The organism is Geobacter sp. AOG2, from assembly GCF_019972295.1.
Classification (GTDB): Bacteria; Desulfobacterota; Desulfuromonadia; order Geobacterales; family Pseudopelobacteraceae; genus Oryzomonas.
Genome location: NZ_BLJA01000001.1, coordinates 1,007,989 through 1,030,262, shown reverse-complemented (window position 1 = coordinate 1,030,262; position 22,274 = coordinate 1,007,989). Strand labels below are relative to the sequence as shown.

At 55.1% G+C, this 22,274-nt stretch carries 19 protein-coding genes and 1 riboswitch; of the genes, 17 read left to right on the top strand and 2 right to left on the bottom strand.

Going from position 1 to position 22,274, the window contains the following annotated elements:
* The first annotated feature begins 91 nt into the window (after positions 1-91).
* The 16 genes from LDN12_RS04750 to mnmA all read left to right on the top strand — a co-directional run bounded on the left by LDN12_RS04750 (position 92) and on the right by mnmA (position 18,222).
* Positions 92-892, top strand: a complete 801-nt coding sequence (locus LDN12_RS04750) for a hypothetical protein (RefSeq protein WP_223921536.1) — start codon at positions 92-94, stop codon at positions 890-892.
* 53 nt (positions 893-945) lie between these two features.
* Positions 946-2,340 (top strand): DASS family sodium-coupled anion symporter, encoded by a 1,395-nt coding sequence (locus tag LDN12_RS04745; protein WP_223921535.1) that lies wholly within the window; start codon positions 946-948, stop codon positions 2,338-2,340.
* A 16-nt stretch (positions 2,341-2,356) separates the two neighbouring features.
* Positions 2,357-3,052, top strand: coding sequence for a phosphoadenylyl-sulfate reductase (locus LDN12_RS04740; RefSeq protein WP_223921534.1), 696 nt, complete (start codon positions 2,357-2,359; stop codon positions 3,050-3,052).
* 19 nt (positions 3,053-3,071) lie between these two features.
* Positions 3,072-3,977, top strand: a complete 906-nt coding sequence (gene cysD / locus LDN12_RS04735; protein WP_223921533.1) for a sulfate adenylyltransferase subunit CysD — start codon at positions 3,072-3,074, stop codon at positions 3,975-3,977.
* A gap of 72 nt (positions 3,978-4,049) precedes the next feature.
* Positions 4,050-5,729 (top strand): sulfate adenylyltransferase subunit CysN, encoded by a 1,680-nt coding sequence (gene cysN, locus LDN12_RS04730; protein ID WP_223921532.1) that lies wholly within the window; start codon positions 4,050-4,052, stop codon positions 5,727-5,729.
* A gap of 81 nt (positions 5,730-5,810) precedes the next feature.
* Positions 5,811-6,632, top strand: a complete 822-nt coding sequence (larE, locus tag LDN12_RS04725) for an ATP-dependent sacrificial sulfur transferase LarE (protein WP_223921531.1) — start codon at positions 5,811-5,813, stop codon at positions 6,630-6,632.
* A gap of 539 nt (positions 6,633-7,171) precedes the next feature.
* Positions 7,172-8,137, top strand: coding sequence for a GTPase-activating protein (locus LDN12_RS04720; RefSeq protein ID WP_223921530.1), 966 nt, complete (start codon positions 7,172-7,174; stop codon positions 8,135-8,137).
* Between the two features lie 34 nt (positions 8,138-8,171).
* On the top strand, positions 8,172-8,921 hold the full coding sequence (locus LDN12_RS04715) for a hypothetical protein (RefSeq protein ID WP_223921529.1): 750 nt from the start codon (positions 8,172-8,174) through the stop codon (positions 8,919-8,921).
* Positions 8,922-8,971: 50 nt separating this feature from the next.
* Complete coding sequence (locus LDN12_RS04710) at positions 8,972-10,900, top strand: cytochrome C (RefSeq protein WP_223921528.1); 1,929 nt, start codon at positions 8,972-8,974, stop codon at positions 10,898-10,900.
* Between the two features lie 55 nt (positions 10,901-10,955).
* Complete coding sequence (locus tag LDN12_RS04705) at positions 10,956-12,437, top strand: hypothetical protein (RefSeq protein WP_223921527.1); 1,482 nt, start codon at positions 10,956-10,958, stop codon at positions 12,435-12,437.
* Between the two features lie 82 nt (positions 12,438-12,519).
* Positions 12,520-12,882 carry a cytochrome C gene (locus tag LDN12_RS04700; protein WP_223921526.1) on the top strand — a complete coding sequence of 121 codons (363 nt, stop codon included), beginning with the start codon at positions 12,520-12,522 and terminating at the stop codon, positions 12,880-12,882.
* A 290-nt stretch (positions 12,883-13,172) separates the two neighbouring features.
* Entirely contained in the window at positions 13,173-13,679 is a 507-nt protein-coding gene (locus LDN12_RS04695) for a chemotaxis protein CheX (RefSeq protein WP_223921525.1), read from the top strand.
* A 131-nt stretch (positions 13,680-13,810) separates the two neighbouring features.
* A riboswitch (SAM riboswitch) is annotated at positions 13,811-13,917 on the top strand.
* Positions 13,918-13,982: 65 nt separating this feature from the next.
* Positions 13,983-15,119: a PLP-dependent aspartate aminotransferase family protein gene (locus LDN12_RS04690; RefSeq protein WP_223921524.1), complete on the top strand. Its 1,137-nt coding sequence runs from the start codon at positions 13,983-13,985 to the stop codon at positions 15,117-15,119.
* 9 nt (positions 15,120-15,128) lie between these two features.
* Positions 15,129-16,265 carry a PLP-dependent aspartate aminotransferase family protein gene (locus tag LDN12_RS04685; RefSeq protein WP_223921523.1) on the top strand — a complete coding sequence of 379 codons (1,137 nt, stop codon included), beginning with the start codon at positions 15,129-15,131 and terminating at the stop codon, positions 16,263-16,265.
* A gap of 77 nt (positions 16,266-16,342) precedes the next feature.
* Positions 16,343-17,149: a sulfur carrier protein ThiS adenylyltransferase ThiF gene (thiF, locus tag LDN12_RS04680; RefSeq protein WP_223921522.1), complete on the top strand. Its 807-nt coding sequence runs from the start codon at positions 16,343-16,345 to the stop codon at positions 17,147-17,149.
* Positions 17,149-18,222, top strand: a complete 1,074-nt coding sequence (mnmA, locus tag LDN12_RS04675) for a tRNA 2-thiouridine(34) synthase MnmA (protein WP_223924026.1) — start codon at positions 17,149-17,151, stop codon at positions 18,220-18,222. The genes thiF and mnmA overlap by 1 nt, the downstream gene beginning before the upstream one ends.
* A gap of 42 nt (positions 18,223-18,264) precedes the next feature.
* Here mnmA and LDN12_RS04670 read toward each other — a convergent pair whose 3' ends face one another.
* Complete coding sequence (locus LDN12_RS04670) at positions 18,265-19,821, bottom strand: hypothetical protein (protein WP_223921521.1); 1,557 nt, start codon at positions 19,819-19,821, stop codon at positions 18,265-18,267.
* Positions 19,822-19,942: 121 nt separating this feature from the next.
* Between LDN12_RS04670 and LDN12_RS04665 the strand changes: the two genes are divergently transcribed.
* On the top strand, positions 19,943-20,935 hold the full coding sequence (locus LDN12_RS04665) for a hypothetical protein (protein WP_223921520.1): 993 nt from the start codon (positions 19,943-19,945) through the stop codon (positions 20,933-20,935).
* Positions 20,936-21,158: 223 nt separating this feature from the next.
* Here LDN12_RS04665 and LDN12_RS04660 read toward each other — a convergent pair whose 3' ends face one another.
* The gene (locus LDN12_RS04660) at positions 21,159-22,178 is read right to left on the bottom strand and encodes a peptidylprolyl isomerase (RefSeq protein ID WP_223921519.1); all 1,020 of its coding nucleotides are present in this window, start codon (positions 22,176-22,178) and stop codon (positions 21,159-21,161) included.
* Positions 22,179-22,274 lie beyond the last annotated feature (96 nt).

The window sequence follows — 22,274 nt, the reverse complement described above, 5'->3', positions numbered from 1 at the left end:
GCCGCACCACGCATAATCTTTTGCGCAGGCTTCAAAACGGGCGCCATCTGGCGTGATGATAACACGGTATTTCAACTACGGATGTGCATCCATGTTCCTTTCAATAAACTCACAGAGGTTGCAAACACTGATAGAAGAGCCGTTTATTCTCCCGTCACCCCGTGAGTTGCGGCGATGGGGGGCGGTGTTCTTTATCGGAGGGGATCTTCCGGTCTTTGAAACCCTTGAAACCATGTACGAAAGCCATTGCCAGGAAGCAACCGGGCTGTTTCATGTGACGTTTTCCGGCCGTAGCGAACTGCGAGCCAATCTGGAACTAGTGCGTCAAATCAAAAAAAACTTTTCGGTGCGCCTGATGGGACGCATCAATGCAGCCCTGCCTGAAGCGCATTTCGAGCAGCTGTACTTGGCGGGGCTCGATATACTGGATATCCCATTACGTGCCTTTGGCGATGCAGAACGGTCAGCCAGCCATGATCAACTCCCGTACTTTGCGCGGGCCGCAGCCGTCTTTCCGCATTGGTCACTAATTTCGTCGCTTACTACGAACGAAATGACGGCGCCTGAACTGCGCAGTACGATTGACGCGGTGCTGAATAACGGCATTGTTCCGCTGCTCACCATGGCACCGGGTACGAACGGGAGGGGGCGGGACGAGATAACGGCACTCTTTGCATATCTGTCCGATGCCTGGCATCGTCATGAGGTGGCGCTCAAGCCACTGTTGCCGTTGATCCATGTGTCAACCCCCCTGGAGTCCAGCGAAAGCAGCGGGCTTCTCCGAAATGCCATTGGCAGGTTCCATGACCGGAGGACACTGGTCACCGGCAACCTGCTCCGCCACCTGCGCACCAGCGGGGCTGAAGCCTCATTCGAATCAGCGGGGTTGTGATGCCTGACATCTCTCTTGACAAACCGCTTAAAATAGATACGAGGCCACTCTGGATGATCGTTTTGGATCGGACTGGCCGCTATCAGATATTTGCCGCCTTTCTGGTAATCGTCATTATTTTGTTTAACCTTACACCACCAGCAGGATTGCGTATCAACGGCTATCACGCCATCGTCCTCTTTGGGGCGACCATCTTCCTCTGGGTCTCGGAGTTGTTACCAATTGCCGTTACAGCACTGCTCTCGATGGTGATGCTGCCGCTACTCGGCATCATGGATGCCAAAAGCACCTATGCCCAATTCGGTAACGAAGCGGTATTCTTCATTCTCGCCGCATTCATTCTCGCGGCGGCCATGACCGGCAGCGGCCTGTCGGCGCGACTGGCCCGGGCGATGCTGGCCCGTTTCGGTCGCACCCCCCGACGGCTGGCGCTGACGGTTTTCCTTCTCAGCACGGTGCTTTCCTATGCCATGAGCGAGCATGCCGTGGCCGCCATGATGTTCCCCGTGGTATCCGAGATCGTTGCCAGTCTCGGCCTGGAACGGGGGAAAAGCCGTTATGGCGGTCTACTCTTCATGGCTATCGCCTGGGGCTGCATCATCGGCGGGATCGGCACCTTTTTGGGTGGGGCACGGGCACCGCTGGCGGCCAGCATCCTCAGGGAATCAACCGGCCATCACTTCTCGTTCGGGGATTGGATGATCGCTGCCAGCATGATCGTATTGCCGCTGGTCCTGGTCGGATTCCCGTTGCTACTCCGTTTTTTCCCCCTGGATGTATCAGATGTTGGGGGCGGAATGCGCTACCTCAACCGCAAACGGCTTGAGGTCGGCAAAATGGGATTCGGCGAGTATGTTGTGGCGCTGGTCATGGCCGCCACCATTGTAAGCTGGATGACGTTTGGAGAGAAAACCGGTCTGGCAGCCATTGCCATTCTGGCTTCGGTGGTATTGTTCACCTTCCGGGTGGTGTCCTGGGCATCGATCGAGGAATATGTCAACTGGGGCATAATACTCATGTACGGCGGTTCCATAGCCCTGGCCGGAGCCTTGGAAAAAAGCGGCGCCGCATCCTGGATCGTCAACCGTACCCTCCATTCATTAACACCGTCACCATTTATGGTGATAGTCGTCATCTCTTTCGTGGCGATCATCTTGACAGAATGCGTCAGCCATGCCGCCGTAGTGGCGATCTTCATGCCCATCGGCCTGCCCCTTGCGGCGAGCATGGGGATGGACCCTAAGGTGATGACACTCTCTATTGCCCTGCCCGCCGGCCTGGCATACTGCCTCCCCATGGGAACCCCCGCCATGGCCATCGCCTACGGCTCAGGATTTCTGAGAAGTCGTGACATCATCATACCCGGAGCCCTGATCATGCTGTTGTCCTGGCTGTTGTTCCTATTTTCCGCCTGGTTTATCTGGCCGCTGATTGGGCTGAAGATTTAAGAAAGGACGGTAACGTATGACCACGACAATTCCCGGACTACCGCCAAACGCCGATCCCGTTCAGATCCTCCGCGCCGGCATCGAGGCTGCCGAAGGGCCGGTATCCCTGGCCTGCTCCTTCTCCCTGGAGGATGTGGCCATCATCCATATCGCCCATGAAGCGGGGCTTCCCCTGGGCGTATTCGCCCTGGACACCGGCCGCTTGAACGAAGAGACCTGCGAGGTGGCCGACGCCCTGGTGGAGCGCTACCGTCTGCACATCGACTGGTTTTTCCCCCGACACGAAGCGGTCGAGCAACTGGAGCGGGCCGAGGGTCTGTTCTCCTTCCGCGAATCGTTGGACAAGCGCCATGCCTGCTGCCATATCCGCAAGGTGGAGCCGCTCACACGAGCCCTCACAGGTTTGGCCGGCTGGGCAACCGGCATGCGCCGCGAGCAGAGCGTCACCCGCAACGACCTGCAGGCCATCGAACGGGACACCCTGAACGGCGACATCCTGAAGATCAACCCTCTGATCGACTGGAGCGAGGAACAGCTCACGAACTACACCGACGAGCACCGGCTGCCCAAAAACCGTCTTTACAGCCAGGGGTACCGTTCCATCGGCTGCGCCCCCTGCACCAGGGCGGTGCAGCCGGGCGAGGATGCCCGCGCCGGCCGGTGGTGGTGGGAGAATCCCGAGCACAAGGAATGTGGTTTGCACCGGAGATAATATGGATAGGAGTACCTATATGAACAAAAATCTGACCCATTTACAGCAACTGGAAGCCGAAAGCATCCACATCATCCGCGAGGTCGTGGCCGAATTCGCCAACCCGGTGATGCTCTATTCCATCGGTAAGGATTCGGCAGTCATGCTGCACCTGGCCCGCAAGGCTTTTTTTCCGGCTCCGCCGCCATTTCCCCTGTTGCACGTGGACACCACGTGGAAGTTCCGCGAGATGATCCTGTTCCGGGACCGCATGGCGTCCGAATGCGGCCTGGAGTTGATCGTGCACATCAACGAGGAAGGGGTGAGCCGGGGCGTTTCCCCCTTTACCCACGGGTCGGCGCTCTACACCGACATCATGAAGACCGAGGGGTTGAAGCAGGCGCTGGACCACTACAAATTCGACGCCGCCTTCGGCGGTGCCCGACGGGACGAGGAAAAATCACGGGCCAAGGAGCGGATCTTCTCCTTCCGTAGCACCAACCACCGTTGGGACCCCAAAAATCAGCGCCCGGAGCTGTGGAACCTGTACAACACCCGAATCAAGCATGGGGAGAGTATCCGCGTTTTCCCCATCTCCAACTGGACCGAGCTGGACGTCTGGCAGTACATCCACTTGGAGCAGATTCCTATCGTGCCGCTCTACTATTCCGCCGTCAGGCCAGTGGTGGAGCGGGACGGCATGCTCATCATGGTGGACGACGAACGACTGGAACTCAAGCCGGGGGAAGTCGTGCAACACAAATCGGTGCGTTTCCGTACTCTGGGGTGCTACCCCCTGACCGGGGCCGTGGAATCGACCGCCGACACCCTGCCGGCAATCATCCAGGAGATGTTGCTTACCCGCACCTCGGAGCGCCAGGGGCGGCTGATCGATCACGATCAGGCCGGTTCCATGGAGAAGAAAAAACAAGAGGGGTACTTCTGATGGGACTTATGGGACTTATGGGACTTATAGGTCCCATAAGCCCTATTTTAAAAACATAAAGGACTTGCTAATATGGCACACCAATCGGAACTGATCGAAAAGGATATCCTCGCCTATCTCAAGAGCCAGGAAGAAAAATCGCTGCTCCGCTTCATCACCTGCGGCAGCGTGGACGACGGCAAGAGCACTCTCATCGGGCGTCTCCTGTGGGACTCAAAGATGGTGTTCGAGGACCAGTTGACGGCCCTGGAAGCGGACAGCAAGAAGGTCGGCACCCAGGGAGGGGCCATCGATTATGCCCTCCTTCTGGACGGCCTGCAGGCGGAGCGCGAACAGGGGATCACCATCGACGTGGCCTACCGTTACTTCTCCACCGACCGGCGCAAGTTCATCGTCGCCGATACCCCCGGCCACGAGCAGTATACCCGCAACATGGTCACCGGCGCCTCCACCGCCCAGGTGGCGGTAATCCTGGTGGATGCCCGCAAGGGGCTCCTGACCCAGACCAGGCGCCACAGCTACCTGGTATCCCTGGTGGGCATCCGCCACATTGTGCTGGCGGTCAACAAGATGGACCTGATCGATTTCGACCAGCAGCGTTTCGACGCCATCCTAGGCGACTACCAGCAGTTTGCCGCCCCGCTCGGCTTTGACTCCATAACGGCGATTCCCATCTCCGCCTTAAACGGCGACAATATCATCGAACCGAGCGCCAACACCTCCTGGTATCAGGGGCCGACCCTGATGAACTATCTGGAGACCGTCCGGATTGAAGGAGAGAACAGGGAAAAGCCGTTCCGGATGCCGGTCCAGTGGGTGAACCGGCCCCACCTGGATTTTCGCGGTTTCTGCGGCACCATTGCCGCTGGCATCGTTCGTCCGGGTGACGAGGTGCGGGTCGCCTCGTCGGGTCGCACCAGCCGGGTGGCCCGCATCGTCACCATGGGTGGCGATCTGCCGGAGGCAACCGCCGGGCAGGCGGTGACCCTGACCCTGGCTGATGAGATCGATATCAGCCGGGGCGATATGTTATCGGTTCCCGATGCCCCGCCGCTCCAAACCCGTTTTTTGGAGGCGCACTTGGTCTGGCTCCATGACGAGCCGTTGCATCCGGGGCAGAGCTACCTGGTCAAAACCGCCACCGCTGTGATCCCCGGTCGTATCACCAGCCTGCGGCATGTCGTGGATGTCAATACCCTGGAACAGAAGCAGGCATCCACCCTGAAGCTCAACGAGATCGGCGTCGGGCTCCTGGAACTGGACCGTCCGGCGGCCTTCGATCCCTACCGGCTGAACCGGGCCACCGGCAACTTCATTGTCATCGACCGCTACACCAACGCCACCGTGGCGGCAGGCATGGTTATCACAGCGGCGCCGGACATTCTGCAACCCCAGGAGTTGGTGTCGGGGGCTACCCCGAAACCGGCTGCCGAAGGTAACACCGCTCTCAGACGGATCAACCTGGGGACCTACTTCATAAATGGCGACGAGGGGAATCTGGTGGACCTCACGGAAGAGCAGGGGCAGATCGAGTTCAACATTACCCCGGCCTTTCTCAACGCCCTGGCGAAGGGAAACCGGGTGCTCTTCCGCCTGCGAAATCCCGACCAACTCCCGGCGGTAGCCCTTTTAGCCTACGAGCATAACCTGCAGTGCACCTTCAGCCGGGCAGGCGACCGGATAGACCTGGTACTCTTCAATGGCCAGGCAATCACGGTACTGCTGGAAGATGGAGACGATACAAACATCTAATTTACACTGTCGATATCGGCCGGATTCCTGTAAGGTTTATAGAGATGTATTGAGCTTGTCTGAAAGGATTCGCACCAACCTATGGATCAGGTACTACTGAACAAAACCACTGAACTCAAAGTACTCCTCGCCGGGATAGGAGGCTGCGTGATCGGCTTCTCCGGAGGCGTGGATTCGACCCTCCTCTTCGCGGTAGCGGCGGAAGTGCTTGGCCCGCGCGCCCTGGCAGTGACCGCCACCTCCGAGACCTATCCCGAACGGGAGCGGCGGGAAGCCGAGGCGCTGGCCAAGCGTATCGGCGGCCGTCACCGGGTGATTGTATCCGAGGAACTGGACATTCCCGAGTTTCAGGACAACCCGCCCAACCGTTGTTATTACTGCAAACACGAGCTGTTCGGCAAGCTACGCGCCATTGCCGACCAGGAAGGGCTGCCCCATGTGCTGGACGGCACCAACGTAGACGACCGAGGCGATCACCGTCCCGGCCGCCAAGCCGCAGCTGAGATCGGGGTGCGCAGCCCACTGGAGGAGGCGGGCTTCACCAAGGAGGACATCCGTCAACTCTCCCGGACCATGGACCTCCCCACTTGGGACAAACCGGCCTTTGCCTGCCTCTCAAGCCGTTTTCCCTACGGCACCGCCATTACCTCAGAGCGAGTCCGCCGTGTGGGACAAGCGGAGGAATCGCTCCGTGAACTAGGCTTTCGCGTTCTGCGCGTCCGCTACCACGACAGCGTGGCGCGGGTAGAATTGGGGTCAGAGGAATTTTCTCAGGCTGCCGGCCCTTTACGAGACGAGGTCAGCTGTCGCGTCAAGGCTGCTGGATTCACCTACGTTGCAATTGATCTCCAGGGGTACCGCAGTGGCTCAATGAACGAGGGCATTGCCGCGAGGAAACAGTGATGGCCTGAGCATCCAATCCCGACTTTGGGGGAGGGTCGGCACGTTTGTGCCGACCCTCATTTCGTTTTTCCCCCTCACCAAAGATACATTCCCGGACGGTGCAGAGGTTATAACGTCAAACGCCGACTCAGACTCCCCAGCATTAACACCGAAACTATACCGCAAGGACGGCTTCCCGGCTCTGGTCAAGCCGATGTGGCTGTGACCAAACTCCTTTCCCAAACTGCCGAAGAGTGCAGCTAAGCTTCTAGGAAAAATTGTAAGGAAATGTGCTCATACTGAATCTGGCGCTGGACATACGTAAGCCGTAGACAAGACCACAGCCCGATATGACGTAAATAAGCCGCGCATGATGCGACGAAAAGCGGTCTCCTCCAAGGGGAGGCCGCTTTAATTTCTCGAACAATGCCAGCCACATGCGCCTCAAGATAAATTATATATAAATAAGTATAATTATTTGACACGATACCCGAATAAGCATATAAATAAGAGCCGATAAACTGCTACTGTTATGATGATTTTTACCTCAGGAGATAGTCATGTTCCTTCTTCCGAAAGGCAGCCCTCTTTTTGAGAATCTGGCAGTCGGAGTGCTGAAGTTGCCGGAGGTCATGTCGAAGCTCGGTACGGGCAGCTTTACCGGTTATGCCAGCTTTGTTTTTCAGGCATCTACGATTATATTGGTGTTTGAAGCCGGAAAACTGGTTAGCGCGTTGCACGAAGGAAAGGACGGCGCTCGGCAAACCGGCTTTGAGGCTCTGTCGACCCTAAGCTATCATATGGCCGGCACCAACGGCGGAGTCCTCAACGTCTACAAACTCTCAAAAGACCTCACCATGTGTATCCATGCCCTGCTCCAGGGCGAAATCCTCTACAAAGCCCAGGAACTCAAACTGATAGACATCAAAGCCCTCCTGGAGCGGATCGGTTCCGAGCGGATGAATGGCTGCCTGCGGATTTACACCGATGAACGTTCGGCCATGATCTTCTACAAGGATGGCACCCCCTTGGGCTTTTTCCATGACGGCTCTCAGGATATCGAAACATCATCTACCGAATCCCAGAAGATCGCCGGGCTACCCGGTGCCAAGATTGACCTTTTTTCGACGCAGGGGGTTGAACATCTGATGAGCCTGGATCTGCTGGAAGTCGTCAATATCCAGAACATCTGGGAAGCCGCCGTCGCACACCAACAGGCAGAAACCAACAAAATCAACTCGGTACGCGAGGAACGTGAAAAAAAGAACATCGCCGACAAACTTGCAAAACTGGAGGAACAGGTAAAAACCATTGTTATCGGATCGGTGGGCAAGGTAGGACGCGGCATTGTTGATAAAGAGTTAACAGAACAGGGCGGTAATAGCTGTCTGCTCGATGAAACAAATGTTGTAAAATTCCTCGCCGCCATCGAGCGTTCGGCAAAGCTTCTCATCAGCACGACCAGCCTGAAGGTGTTGATGGAGCAGCTTGCCAAGACTATCACAGCGGCCAAATCGGAACTTTGAACAACTTATGTAACAGCGTAATCGGAGGCGAAGAATGGAACAATTCGTGGAGTTGCTCTCCCAGATCAATAGCTTCGAGCTCATCAGGGTTATCTCCTGGGGCTTGGCCGGCGCAATAAGTTTTTACTTCAGCATCGGAAACGCCCGTGTATGGACGAGTATTTCCATAGGTTTCTTTCTTATTTTTCTCGGCCAGGCATATGCCATAAACCCCTGGGTCCACTATTACAAACTTTCCGCGTTCCACAATATTGTCGGGACGGTGGCGATCGTGGTAATCACCCACGGTTTTCTGGAATATTATGTTTTTTGCCGCACCTTTGAAATTTCAGGAAAAAAAGTCACCGTCTATCTTTTCTCGCTACTGATCCTCGCCGCAGGCGGAATCTTCCTGTACATCAATCCGACCCCCAGCCCCAACACCATCAGAAATTTCAAAATTGTCGAGAATGCCATCTGGGTGTTTCTCTCGATCATGAATCTGGAACTCATTCGCAAAATTTATGTCACCATTAAAGATTCGCCTATCTCAAAAGGGTTCATCGCCTTTGGCATTGTATTTTTCCTGATCTTCCTCTGGAAGGGATCGGAACTCTATCTGCAGATTTTTCAATGGGATCGCGACTGGCAGGACATTATCGCCGTCATGACCGACGAGGTATCGGATATCGACAACTTTGCCGGCAGGGTCCAAATCTCGACGCTTGTCGACAAGTATGCAGGCTTCCTGTCCAGCCTTTCGGTCGGAGGGACGTTCATCTACATCTACCGTTTGCTCAAGTAAACAAGCTGCCGCTGAAACACATGCTGCGTACTTTTTCAGGAGGATCGGACATGGTCTCAAGATTTATCGCTGCATCATTGCTTCTGGCAACGCTACTGCTTGCCTTGGCCGGTTGTGGCGAGAAAACGGTTACGGCCGCCGGGACCACAAAGCTGGCCCAATCAGAAACCTGTTTCAACAACAACTGCCATCAAAACGCCATCAGCCCTGGAACTGGCAAGAATATCGCCGAGGAATGGAAACTTTCGGTTCACAATACTTCCAACGCCGCAGGCTGTGCCGACTGTCACGAGCCCGAACCGGGGCACCCCGACAGTTGCAACCGCTGTCACGGCGGTACGCCGAGCGGCACCCCGGACAGCACAAATCACGTCAGCAAAAATCCCGATACCGACAAGAAATGTTCCAAGTGTCACGGTTCCACCTATACCGACGGTGGAACGTTCAATAGCTCTACCAGAGATGGCGTCATTATGGATGTGAAGTTTTATCACTTTAGTTCCGGCAAACGCGCGAACTATGTCGCAACGAATTATGTCGGATATTGCCGTAAGTGCCACAATCCTCACGACACCACCAGCGGAAGGGATGAAAGGCAACAATGGTCCCGCTCTGGACATGGCGACACGGAGTCAGGTGCCAGGACAACTTACGATTTCAAAACCCGTGGCAGCTCGATTGTCGCCAAGGATAATTTTGGCAATTTCTGCGTCCGTTGCCACACTACGACCGGCTACATAACCTACGTGTCTTCGGGCTTCAGTGACGTCAACGCACTTCCAGATTTTGACGGCACCAGAAGCAATTATCCCGCGGCATCTTCCGGGTCAACATCATATATGGACAAAAGTCGGGAGCTTACTAATTGCAATGCGTGTCATGACGACGGGCGCCCTAACGATGGAAGTGCCTACAGCGGCAAATTGCGCGTTGTACCCACCGTGACCGTCTATTACAATTTTTCTGCGACAAAAAATCTTGCAGGCATTCACGACAGGGCTTGGGATGTCAAGTACTCAAAAACATTGCTCAATCACAAAAACAATGACTATGGGGCTTCAAATATCTGCGTCGTTTGCCACAGTGGCAGAGAACTCGGCCTAATTGCCAAAATAGCCAATGCCAACGGCCTTGACTTCACCAACGTCTCATACCGGAGCCTGTTCTCCCATGATGGTGTTGCGGCAGTGACCCTTGCCGGTATCGGTGGTTTCCAATTTTATTCGAGCGCATCTAAATACGCCATTCAAAGCTATTTTAAACACGACCTTATCGGCACGGCGGATTCCGGCAACATCGGAGGCAGTAACGGCCCCTGCATAGGTTGCCACCTTAAAAACAGCCTTTCCCACTATTTCCTGCCGGTAACTCGCGACGTCAATGGAACCATATTAGACATCGTCAGCAACGCTCAAGTCTGTTCCAATGCAGCCTGTCACAGCAGCACCAATGTTAATAGCGCACTCTGGGTTGCAGGAGCCAACGGTAATCTTCAGGCGATCAAGAATGGCTTTGCGGCGGCCATGGAAGCATTGAACCAAATGCTGCTCAGTCCGGGTCAGAACCCCGCCAACAAACTGAAACCAACAGCTACCGGCGCTTACAAAACCGACTGGACGCTAGCCTTTGGCAATGCCGTTGTCCCGGGTTCAGGAGATCCACGAAGCGGTTTATCCGCCTCCAGCGACATTATCACCCAAGCGGCCTATACCTTTGGCGCTGCGTTCAACTACGAAATGTTAATGGCGGATTCCGGGGCTTACGCCCACAACTCCCTGTACGCGAAGCGCCTGATCTACGATTCCCTGGACTGGTTGAATAATGGAATAATGGATAATGACGCCAAAACGGCTCTTGATTATCTTGTCACTCAAGGTGTTCTCACATCTGGGACAGCCGAAAGTCAGTACGAGATGGCGTTATCATATCTTTGCGGAACCAAAAGCGATCCATCCGGAAGCCTGGGACGACGGCCGTAGAAGCGGGAGCTTATTATCCAATACCTCATGAATGCCAATCTCGGAGGGTGACTTCATGCAACAGAAAAATATTCTGATAGTTCTTATGGCCATGCTTGCCCTACAGTTGATGGCCCCTAAAAACTCTCACGCCATCCCGGCATTCACCCGCGCCTACAAGGTTGAATGCAGCACCTGCCATACCATCTATCCCGAACTGAACGAATACGGTGAGGCATTCCTCAAAAACGCCTATGTTTACTTCGGCAAGGGACAGAAGGCGGCCAAGGCCAAGGGAGCCCTCCCCCTCCCCGTTCTCAAAGCTACCGCCAAGCCAACCGGCGGAACCATGGATGTGAAGGGGGAAGGCGACGCCGACAAACTGAGCAAATTAAAGGCCGGTGCCATGGGTTCCTCCGATACAACCACGCCTGAATCGGCTCAGGAAGTTGCTGCGCCTGCCGCCGTTCCCGGGGGCGAGGCCAAACCCGAAGGACTCCTCCTGGCCGCCATCCCCGAGCTGTTGCCCATATCATTCACCGCTTCGATACATGCCACCTACGACCATAGTGCCGTAAATGAACTCGACCTCTCGACGCGCGTTCTCAAGCTGAACGCAGGCGGCAACTTTCGGGAAAAAGCCGCATTTTTTGCCACATATGTGGCCTACAGCGAGAACACCAGCAATATTACAAGTACGACAAGCACAACCCCGGCCAACAACAGCACCAACATCAACGAACTATTCTTCATCTGGCGCCATGCGCTCGGCACCCCCATAAATTTCAAGGTGGGGCGTATGCAGCCAAAGCTTGGACTTTGGAAGTCTAACAACAAACTCTCCACAACAAACTCTTTTGCACCCTATGCTTACACAGTCGGCGTTTCGGAATTCAGGACCGAACAGCCACAGGACGCACTGGAGGCCAATGCCGTCTTTGCAAACCGCTTCTTCATCGCCGGCGGAGTAGTTAACCGCAAGGATCAAAATACCAAAGAGGGTTATGGCCATATCTCATACAAATTCGGTGGGGCGGATTACCTTGCAAACGAACCGGAAGTAGATCTCGACAAGGAGGAGAGCATCCTCGACTTCCTGACCGTCACTTTGGGAGCATATGGTTACTACGGCAAGAACGGCACCCCGAACACCACAGCAGGCGTACCCCCCATCCAGAACAGCTATTACCGCACCGGCATGGATCTGGACATACTCTACAAACTCTTCAGGCTCAGGATGGCCGGCGTCTTGGGCAGGGACGACAACGCCTACCTTTCGAATACCCCGACCGAGGTGAAGTCATACGTGGCCGCAATCGAGGGTGAGTACACCTTTCTCCAGAATCTCATCGGCGCCATGCGGTTCGAATATCAGGATGACGGGCGCGGCCTGGTGCGTCGTTTTATCCCGACGCTTGCATACGCCCCCCTTGAAAACCTAAAGGTCGCTCTGGAATACAAACATGAGCTCGCTACCGCATATAAAGCTACCGAGGGTTCAAGCGCTCAGGATTTCACCAATAAAATTGGTACGCTCGGCGTAACTTTCAGTTTCTGATTGTTTATGGCACGACAGAGGTTACTTTACACTGTTTTCTTTGTTATACTAAGCGAGATAATCCCGTCTTAAGGAGTCTCATATGCGGAAGCTCATCCTACTGGTTGCGCTCATCACACTCGTAATTTCCTCGGTTGCCGACGCACGCATCAGGGTAAAGGGCCGCGGGGACAGAATGAATTTCGATCCCGACAGCATTCCTGCCCATTTAAGAGCATCATTTGACCTTATGACGCGAAAATGTGTCAAGTGCCACACCATGGAACGAACCGTCATCGCGGTACAGACCGGAAGGGCTCCCATCACCGGCCAGCCATTCGACAGGCAGGCGGTAAAAGCCTATGGCATCAAGATGCTGCGGAAACCGAATTCCGATATGAATAAACAGGAAATCAGGGATGTTGTCGTACTGTTGAATTACCTGCTTGACGAAAACACACGGTAGAGACTGCCCCCCGGACTGCCGAACCGCGCCGCCTCTGAATCTTCTCGATGGCGCCCTTCAGATCGTTGAACATTCATCAGCAGCCTCCCCCATCTCGGAGCGAGGCTGTTTTATATTATAATCATCTCATTTCATCTTGAAAATTTCCTTTCAATTATGCAGAGTAGAGTCCGACAAACCTATGCAGAGAAGTTGTTCCCAAGTGCGGAGCAATACCGGTTTGACAAAAGATGCGTTGAGGTGCCGCTTCCCTTATTTTCCATCGAAATCCATGAACAAAGGGGCACAAAATGTCACTGACAAAAGACCTTCTGGACATCCTTCATACGAGTGAAGACAAATTGCTCAAACAGCTCACCCGTGATGTGGAGGAGGTATTCTGCACTATGGTGGGCATGGAGGACCTGTTGCATCTCCCCCTTCAGGTTGCCCCGGAAACACATTTCAAGGATTGCATTACGGCGATGGTCGGATTTGCCGGGGTGTATAACGGCTTGGTGAGCCTCCACGCCCCCCAGCAACTGGCGCTTGCCTTCACATCGAGTATGCTCGGCATGGAAATTTCCAACCTGAACGACGATGTTCGCGATGCTCTGGGCGAAATCGCCAATATGATCGCCGGTTCCTTCAAGCAGCATATTTCACGGGGTGGCGCCGATATCAAGTTGTCGACGCCTTCCATTGTCAGTGGCGATGACTACTTTGTCAACGCCGGCAACAACCATGACACCCTTACCCTCCGATTCGCAACGGATAAGGAATGGTTTATCGTAGCAATCGTACTCGAAAAAGCATAGGTAAAACATATGCCACCGCAGGCATCCGCCCCAGTAATGGCAGGGGTTCGTCTCCATAAAATAATTATTGACAAGATTGGTGGCATATCGTAGGTTTTATTCATAGTAATTCTCGCAGAAAATACATAAGTTTCTTATCGAGAGCGACCGAGGGACTGGCCCAAGGACGTCGCGGCAACCAACCTGCAAGGGTAAGGTGCCAATTCCAGCGAAACCATGCGGTTTCGGGAGATAAGGAAGAGATGCCCTCAAGGAACCCTCTTCCACACCCCGGAAGGGGATTTTATTTTTGGGAGGCAGCAGATGAACATCAGTACACAGGCGGTTCAGATCGGCCTGGAATGGGACACCAGGACCGGCGCAGTTTCTGTGCCTATTTACCAGACCGCCACCTTCAGGCATCCAGGACTCGGCCAGAGCACCGGCTATGACTACACACGCTCGGGCAACCCTACCCGCCAGTCTCTGGAAGATGGCATAGCCCGCCTTGACAATGGAGTACGCGCATGCGCCTATGCGTCCGGCATGGCCGCTATCGCCAACCTGCTGCTGCTGTTCCGCTCGGGAGACCACCTCATCGTCACTGAGGACCTGTACGGCGGCACCTGTCGCCTGTTCGACAAGGTATTCGACCAGTTCGGGCTCACCTTCAGCTATGTGGACACGAGCGATATCGAAGCAGTGCGTGCAGCGCTCACACCCCAGACTAAGGCGGTCTTCGTCGAATCGCTCACTAATCCCCTTTTGAAATTTGCCGACATCCCCGCCCTGTCCACGCTCTGCCGTAATCACACCCTGTATCTGATCGTGGACAATACCTTTCTGACCCCGTACCTCCTGCGCCCTCTGGATCTGGGGGCCGATATCGCCGTCTACAGCGCCTCCAAATATCTGGCGGGCCATAACGATACGATTGCTGGACTGGTGGTGGTGAAGGATTCCGATCTTGCCGAACGGGTCTACTACCACCAGAATGCTGCCGGAGCGATACTGGGACCGCAGGACTCCTGGCTGGTGATGCGCGGTATAAAGACCTTGGGGGTCCGCCTGGACCGCCAACAGGAGAATGCGGGCAAACTTGCCGGATGGCTGAAAAATCACCCGGCTATCACCAAGGTTTACTACCCGGGCCTCGAAGACCATCCCGGTCACGCCTTGATCAAACGCGACTCCCGCGGTTTTGGCGGCATGATTGCCTTTGAGGTCGCTACCCACGCATTGGTAGAGCAGGTGCTGATGAAAACACGCTTGATCTCCTTCGCGGAGAGTCTGGGCGGCGTCGAAAGTCTGATCACCTTTCCCGAGGTACAGACCCACGCCGACATACCGCCGGAACTACGGGCGCGGCTGGGCATCAACGATACCCTGCTACGCCTGTCGGTAGGCATTGAGGACAGCTGCGACCTGATTGAGGATTTGCGTCAGGCATTGGAAGCATAAGGAGACGACATGAAGTTTGCAACCCAACTCATCCACGGCGGACAGACCGCCGATCCCCTGACCGGCGCGCTGGGCGTGCCCATCTACCAGACATCCACCTATCGTCAACAGTCGGTAGACCATTTCGGTAAATATGACTACGCCCGCTCCGACAACCCTACCCGAGAGGCGCTGGAGGCAGCCATCGCCGGGCTGGAAAAAGGGAGCCGGGCCTTTGCCTTTGCCTCCGGCATGGCAGCCATCTCCTCCACCTTACTAATCTTCTCTCCCGGCGATCACTTGGTGGTGTGCGAGGATGTCTACGGCGGCGCCTACCGGGTGCTGACCAGCATATTCCAGCGTCTCGGCATAGGTTCCACCTTTGTGGATGCCACCAGCCTTAAGGCCATCGAGTCCGCTATCCGGCCGGAAACCAAGGGAATCTACCTGGAAAGCCCCTCCAACCCGCTGCTCAAGATCACCGACCTGCGTGGGGTCGTAGAACTGGCCCAGCCGCGAGGTATCATAACCCTTGTGGATAACACCTTTATGACCCCCTATCTGCAGCGCCCACTGGAGCTTGGCTGTGACATCGTCCTGCACAGTGGAACCAAATTCCTGAACGGGCACAGCGATGTTATCTGTGGCTTTGCCGTTGTCAATGATCTGGAACTGGGTAATCGTATCCGCTTCATCCAGAATGCATTCGGCGCCATCCTGGGGCCCCAGGATTCGTTTCTGACTCTGCGAGGGCTCAAGACGCTCAAAATAAGGATGGACCAGAGCCAACAGAGTGCCGAAAACATCGCGGCTTGGCTCCAGACCAGGAAAAGTGTACTCAAGGTGCATTACCCCGGCCTCGCCAGCCATCCCGGTCATGCCGTCAATGCTGCCCAGGCAGATGGCCCTGGTGCCGTCCTCTCCTTCGAACTCGAATCCTACGAGTTGACCAAGCAACTACTGGAGAAAACGCAGTTTGCCGCCTTTGCTGTCAGCCTGGGAGGCGTGGAAAGCATCATCTCCTACCCGGCCAAGATGTCCCATGCAGCAATTCCCAAGGAAGAACGGGAAAAGAAGGGGATCAAGGATACCTTGGTGCGCCTCTCGGTCGGGTTGGAGGATGTCGATGACCTGATTGCAGACCTCCAGCAGGTTATCAGTCATTAGTGTTCAGTACGGCTGTGACTACACAGTCGACTGTAGGGGAATACAGTTTATACATTGCAGACAAAAATAGTGAGCCTATGCGCATACGGATAAACGAGATAGGGGCTGTAATCAGCCAAGAGACGACTCTGGCAAGCCTGGCAGAACGACACAAGCCGGGCGCGGACGTACTTATCCTCAATGGGTTTCCGGCTCCGGCCGAAACAGAGCTACGGGAAGGGGACGAAGTCTATCTGATCAAACGGGGAGAACAGCCGCCGGAAGAGGAACTACAACGACTTTTGGCGGCCCGTCACACTCCCGGCGTACATGCATTGCTGAAGGCGGCCACGGTGGGTGTCGCCGGTGCCGGCGGGCTTGGCTCGGCGGTAGCCGTGGCCCTGGCACGAGTAGGCGTCGGCAGACTCGTGATCGCCGATTTCGACGTGGTTGAGCCGTCGAATCTCAACCGGCAGCAGTATTTCATCGACCAACTGGGCCAGCCCAAGGTGGACGCCTTAGCCGAAAACATCGCCCGGATCAACCCGTATATCGAGGTGGAATCCCATCAGGCCATGTTGTGCCCCGAAAACATTCCCGCTGTCTTTGCCGCCTGCACCGTCGTGGTCGAAGCCTTTGACCGGGCCGACATGAAGGCCATGTTGGTGGATACACTCCTCGGTCGGCTGCCGTCGGTCACCGTCGTTGCCGCATCAGGATTGGCGGGGTATGGCACCAGCAATGCCATCGTTACGCAACGGGCCACGTCCAGGCTCTACCTCGTGGGCGACGGCGAATCGGAAGCCAAGCCGGGTTGCGGACTGATGGCGCCGCGGGTGGCTATTGCAGCCGGGCACCAAGCCAACCAGGTGGTCCGAATCATTCTCGGTGAGAAAGGGATATGATGGTTGACAAGAAAGGACCGGTTATCGCCGTTGCCATGAGCGGTGGGGTGGATTCATCGGTGACCGCCGCTCTATTGAAAAGCCAAGGCCATGAGGTGATCGGCATTACCATGCAGCTCTTCGCACCGCGCAGCGCCGGTAGCGGCTCAGCCGCCCATGATGCCGCAACCGTGGCCAAGCACTTGGGAATCCCTCACCATGTGATCGACCTCGTAGCGAATTTCCACGAGCTGATAATCAAGGACTTCATCGACGAATATCGCTGCGGTTGCACCCCCAATCCTTGCGTGCGTTGCAACCGCTACGTCAAATTCGGCCTGTTGCTGGACCAGGCGCGGGAACTGGGTGCCGACATGCTGGCCACCGGCCACTACGTAAGAAAAACCGTCGATGGCGCTGGGGTCTGCCACTTGCGCCAGGCGCGCTGCATCGGCAAGGACCAATCCTACTTCCTTTGCATGCTCTCCCAGGAACAATTGGCGAGAGTGATCTTCCCATTGGGTGAAATGGAGAATAAGGAAGAGGTCCGTCGGCTGGCGCGCGGGTTCCACCTGCCGGTGGCCGAGAAGGGGGACAGCCAGGAGGTTTGCTTCATCCCCAACGACGATTACGTGTTATTCCTCGAGGGGGGCGGTGTTCTGAAGGGAATACCAGGGGACATAATCCATGTGGACGGTCGGGTTATCGGCCATCATCGCGGGACGCACCGCTATACCATCGGCCAACGCAAGGGGTTGGGGATCGCCTGGAGCAAGCCTTTGTACGTGACAGCCATCGATTCCGAACATAATCTCGTGGTGGTGGGGGAAGAGCAGTATCTGGCCGTTGATGGCCTGCTTGCCGCAGAAATCGGATGGATAGTACCCCCGGACGCCGAGGAGTTCGAGGCGACGTGTAAAATCCGCTACCGGCATCAGCCGGTCCAATGCCATGTCAAACTGCTGCCGGAAGGCGGGTGTGCGGTACGCTTCGATGAACCGCAGAAAGCGGTCACTCCAGGGCAATCCGTGGTTTTTTACCGGGATGATGAGGTTCTGGGGGGAGGAAAAATTGTTCGGCCAAACGTCTCGTAAGCCTTTTCGGAAAGCAGGACCGGCTACCGGGTCGCATCAACGCTAGGGTAAGTCAAGTTTGCCCCAGGTTAGACTCTCGTTGGGCTGGCGAATCTTAAACTCCAGGTAGTGTGCCGCCATCTTGAGTTTGTCGGTGGAGGCCGTCGTCTTTGAAAAAATCTCCAGGGACTCCAGGACTCGCTGCGCAGCATGCTGGCTGGAGAGGCCTCTCCCTTCGACCATGCTCCGAATATGACCGAGAACGGCTTTTTGCTCCTCTGCCGTATCAAACCTCTCGGGACCAGTTATGAAAAGGAGGTACCGCGCCGTTTTTCGCACTTCTTCCGCCAGCCGCTTTTCGTTGAGTAATGATTCCATCGCCGTAGCTATGCTGCCTCTTTCGGCATAGTTGAGGTTCTTGTTTTCAACATAGGAGATGAGATAATCGAGGGCTACGGACCGGTTCCGGGCATCACCCAGCTTGAAGATCAATATATTCGCCGCCAGCAGCTTGAGCGCGTCATTTTCTCCTGGAAGAAAAAAACAGTGCAGCATAAGGGCAATCTTGTCCCGTGCAGCCTCACTGAGCGTTTCGGTATCCAGCTTTGCCCGGATCTGTTCCAGCATTTCTCGTTTGTCGGCATATTGACCATATATTATCTTGATAATGAGGCTGCGGACCTCGGCATCATCGCTCACATCCCACAACTCTTCAACCGCTACGATGATACGGCGACAGATCTTTACAAGCTTCTCTTCCCTGGGCAGTTCATCGTTGTTCCAATAATCCGGGTAGATATCCATGACCGTGTCGACTTCTTCAGGATTCTGCGCTTTTTCCAGTACAAATTTAAAATAGTTGAGCATCTTGAGCTGAAACGTTTTGCCGCCGTCGTTCAGAGGGCGTAGCAGGTCTTCGAGAAAGGTGGCGCTCAGCCCCGATGCACCGCTGCACAGGTAACGGTATACCCCTTCGGCCTTCTCAATCTGTTTTTCGATATACTTTTGCCGCAAGGCCTCGCCGAGGTTTGTTGCCTGTACCTTCTTGAAAAAGACGCTCAACAGGTTGGATGCATGATGTTTGATGTTATAATCGGCATCGTCGGATAGGACGATATCCAGACAGGCATCGAAGATTTTGACCTGCTCACGCTCGTCTTGGGAGGAGTCGATGTAGCCTTCAAGAATGGCAATGATCTCTGCCATATGAGCCCGGTTCCTGCTGTTGAGCAGGGTCATGAAGGTGTCCCGAAGGCTGCCGGAATCAATAATGCCAAATAGGAATCTTATGGCAGCGTTGCGATGGGTCCCCCCCTTAGTGTCCACCGTTTTGAGCAGTTTGAGGATGCTTTCGGCCGGATCGGAAACCCAACCGGGGAGTAAATCCTCCAACATTATCTCGGCTTTTCTCCGGACACGGGCGTCAAGGTCGTAGACGAAATATTTGGCGATCTCGATTTTGAAGTCATGATTGCCGGACGAAGCGGCAATTATATCGAAAGCTATCGCCTTGTCCTTGGCGGAAAGTTTGGCTATATCCTTTTTGGCCTTGGCGGCATCATTGATTTTAATGTAAAAACTGACTATGTCTTTAACCGACACTTCCGCTTCAAAGGCCATGATAGATCACCTTCCAAAAAGAGTGGAAGAATTATAAACTTATCCTCATCTGAGTGCAACTACCAGATTGGCAAATCTGCTGAACGTTCAGAGATTTGCATGACTGCCGAAAGGAGCCTGAATGAGAACCGTCCTGCCAGTTATCATCTTGCTACTCACAACCGTCGCCGAGGCCTGCGCCGACGGTAGAAGCATCACCTTCTTTTCAGACGGCGCTGTCGTAGAACTTAGAGCCGCTGCTGTCCGGGGTATCGCCGAAATCCCTCTGCCGGGAGGCATGTTGGCCGGCAGCTTGCGAATCAGTCCCGAGAGGGGGACCAGCATTCTGCGTGTCGATACGCAGCCGTTAAGCCGGAATACCAAGTTAGAAAAGGAACTTAACGCCCTGATCGAGCAAAGGAGCCGCATGGAGGACCGATTGAGGGCGCTGGCGACGCGTGAAAATATTTTCAAATCCGCCGCAAAGTCCCAGAGCGGCAAAGCTCCCCGCAAAACAAAATCAAACCCGGATCCACTGCTGACAATCCGCCAAGGGACCGACTTTGCCATTGCCCAATTAGAAACGGTCTATACGGCACGACGCCGTGCGGAACGGGAGATTCGCCGCATCGATGCCCGTATTGCATCGGTGCGAAAGGAAGGAAAAGACGCTACGAGCATGACACGGGTAGTCGTTTCTCCCGGAAACGGGCGGGTCACGGCCCGTTTCGCCGTTGGGGGGCCGGGTTGGATACCTGGGTACGATATCCGCGTTGACCGGAGGGGGAGCGCTCTGGTCACGCTCTACGGCCACGTACCGGCTCCTTTGGCCGGCTACCAGACCCGCGTATCCCGCACATCCTTGGCCGGAACGGCGACGAAACCAACTGGCGCGCCATTGCTGGCTGGAGGGCAACGCACCCGCTTGGCGGAATACCGGATGCCTATCGGGGAGGAGGACTTCGAAAACGGGCCGCTCCCATCATTTGTTTTTCTTCTGAAGAATTCGACCGGCGACTATCTGCCGGCGGGAGAAGCGGCCTGCTACCGGGAGGGGGAATATCGGGGGGCCATCAGATTCGCAGGGCTATCATCAGGACGAAGCATAAGGATTTCAACAGGAGCGGCACGATAATTTGCACCCCGTGCGGTTAGCTCATGGTCGCAGTCTCGGTTTTGGGACCGCTGCTATCGTTACGCTCCCTTGATGTAGCCCTTGCTACACCTGCGTCCATCTTGGCTCCAGCCAAAATATCCAGTCACGATCTCCGTGACTAACCACACAGGGCATGAGAAGGGCCGGCCCATTCTCACAATTGGCCGGCCCCGTTTGGGCTTTTACTACGTACAGTCACCGGTCACTTCAGCAATATTTCGATCTTGGCGGTCTTACGGGCATCTGCCAAAAAATCGCCCACCGCGGCATTGACTTTCTGGTTTTTCAAATAATCCTCTATCTTGGAACGGACGGCGCTGAAAGGTACGGTTTCAGCTTTTGTCCGCTCTGTCTGTTTGATGATATGATAGCCGAACTGGGTCTCAACCACATCGCTTATCTCACCCGGCTTGAGGGCAAAAGCCGCCTGCTCGAACGGCGGTACCATCTGCCCCTTGCCGAAGAACCCCAGATCCCCCCCCTGTTTGCTGCTGGGACAGGAGGAGTTTTCCTTGGCCAACGTGGCGAAGTCAGCTCCATTGGCCAATTCCTTACGAAGTTTTTCGGCTTTTTCGCGGGCCTTTTTCTTCTCCTCGGCACTCGCCTTGGTGTCTATGCCGCACAGGATATGGCTGGCCCTAACCTTTTCATCCTGGTGGAACTTATCAAGATTCTGGTCGTAAAACTTTTTGCTTTCCTCTTCGCTGACCGTAACCTTGGGAATAATCGTCGCAGTGACGAAATTAGTAATAATAAAGTCCCTCCGGGTATACTCCCGAAGATCCTTCTCACTCATATCAAGATCGTGGATCGCCTTGGCGAAATCCGCCTCACTGGCAAAACGGCCCTTTGCCTGGGCTATCTTGTCATCAACTTGTTTGTCAAGGTCCTTAATACCCAGTTTCTGCCCCGATTGGTAGAGTAGTTCAGCGGAAATGAGTTGGTCTACCACCCGTCTGTCAAGTTCCTTCTGTTCATCAGCGGAGATCTGCGCACCCGGCTGGCTGGCCTGCAGCACTTTGCGAGCCCGCTTCAGTTCAGCTGCGGAGATGTCGCTGCCGTTAACCCGGGCAACCGGCCCTTGAATCGCGGTCTCGACCTTCTCGGCGGCGGGATGTAATGTGTTAGGTTCAGTCTCCGCCGCCGAAGCAGAAATAACGAACAGGCTGGGCACCGCAATCAGAGTCAGCGATCTGCAAAGTATATGGCGGAGGGGGCTCATGAGACGAATCTCCTTATCTTAGTGCAGGATATTTATATGTATAACACGCTTTACCAGCCAATCAAAGACAAACATATTTTTGACTTTTTACCCCTT

Excerpts from the sequence above, each read along its gene's own strand:
- LDN12_RS04750 (WP_223921536.1), top strand. The coding sequence starts at position 92 with ATGTTCCTTTCAATAAACTCACAGAGGTTGCAAACACTGATAGAAGAG.
- LDN12_RS04720 (WP_223921530.1), top strand. The coding sequence starts at position 7,172 with ATGTTCCTTCTTCCGAAAGGCAGCCCTCTTTTTGAGAATCTGGCAGTC.
- cysD (WP_223921533.1), top strand. The coding sequence starts at position 3,072 with ATGAACAAAAATCTGACCCATTTACAGCAACTGGAAGCCGAAAGCATC.
- LDN12_RS04745 (WP_223921535.1), top strand. The coding sequence starts at position 946 with ATGATCGTTTTGGATCGGACTGGCCGCTATCAGATATTTGCCGCCTTT.
- LDN12_RS04660 (WP_223921519.1), bottom strand. The coding sequence starts at position 22,178 with ATGAGCCCCCTCCGCCATATACTTTGCAGATCGCTGACTCTGATTGCG.
- LDN12_RS04710 (WP_223921528.1), top strand. The coding sequence starts at position 8,972 with ATGGTCTCAAGATTTATCGCTGCATCATTGCTTCTGGCAACGCTACTG.
- LDN12_RS04690 (WP_223921524.1), top strand. The coding sequence starts at position 13,983 with ATGAACATCAGTACACAGGCGGTTCAGATCGGCCTGGAATGGGACACC.
- LDN12_RS04700 (WP_223921526.1), top strand. The coding sequence starts at position 12,520 with ATGCGGAAGCTCATCCTACTGGTTGCGCTCATCACACTCGTAATTTCC.
- LDN12_RS04695 (WP_223921525.1), top strand. The coding sequence starts at position 13,173 with ATGTCACTGACAAAAGACCTTCTGGACATCCTTCATACGAGTGAAGAC.
- thiF (WP_223921522.1), top strand. The coding sequence starts at position 16,343 with ATGCGCATACGGATAAACGAGATAGGGGCTGTAATCAGCCAAGAGACG.
- LDN12_RS04665 (WP_223921520.1), top strand. The coding sequence starts at position 19,943 with ATGAGAACCGTCCTGCCAGTTATCATCTTGCTACTCACAACCGTCGCC.
- LDN12_RS04715 (WP_223921529.1), top strand. The coding sequence starts at position 8,172 with ATGGAACAATTCGTGGAGTTGCTCTCCCAGATCAATAGCTTCGAGCTC.
- mnmA (WP_223924026.1), top strand. The coding sequence starts at position 17,149 with ATGGTTGACAAGAAAGGACCGGTTATCGCCGTTGCCATGAGCGGTGGG.
- LDN12_RS04740 (WP_223921534.1), top strand. The coding sequence starts at position 2,357 with ATGACCACGACAATTCCCGGACTACCGCCAAACGCCGATCCCGTTCAG.
- LDN12_RS04670 (WP_223921521.1), bottom strand. The coding sequence starts at position 19,821 with ATGGCCTTTGAAGCGGAAGTGTCGGTTAAAGACATAGTCAGTTTTTAC.
- LDN12_RS04685 (WP_223921523.1), top strand. The coding sequence starts at position 15,129 with ATGAAGTTTGCAACCCAACTCATCCACGGCGGACAGACCGCCGATCCC.
- LDN12_RS04705 (WP_223921527.1), top strand. The coding sequence starts at position 10,956 with ATGCAACAGAAAAATATTCTGATAGTTCTTATGGCCATGCTTGCCCTA.
- larE (WP_223921531.1), top strand. The coding sequence starts at position 5,811 with ATGGATCAGGTACTACTGAACAAAACCACTGAACTCAAAGTACTCCTC.
- cysN (WP_223921532.1), top strand. The coding sequence starts at position 4,050 with ATGGCACACCAATCGGAACTGATCGAAAAGGATATCCTCGCCTATCTC.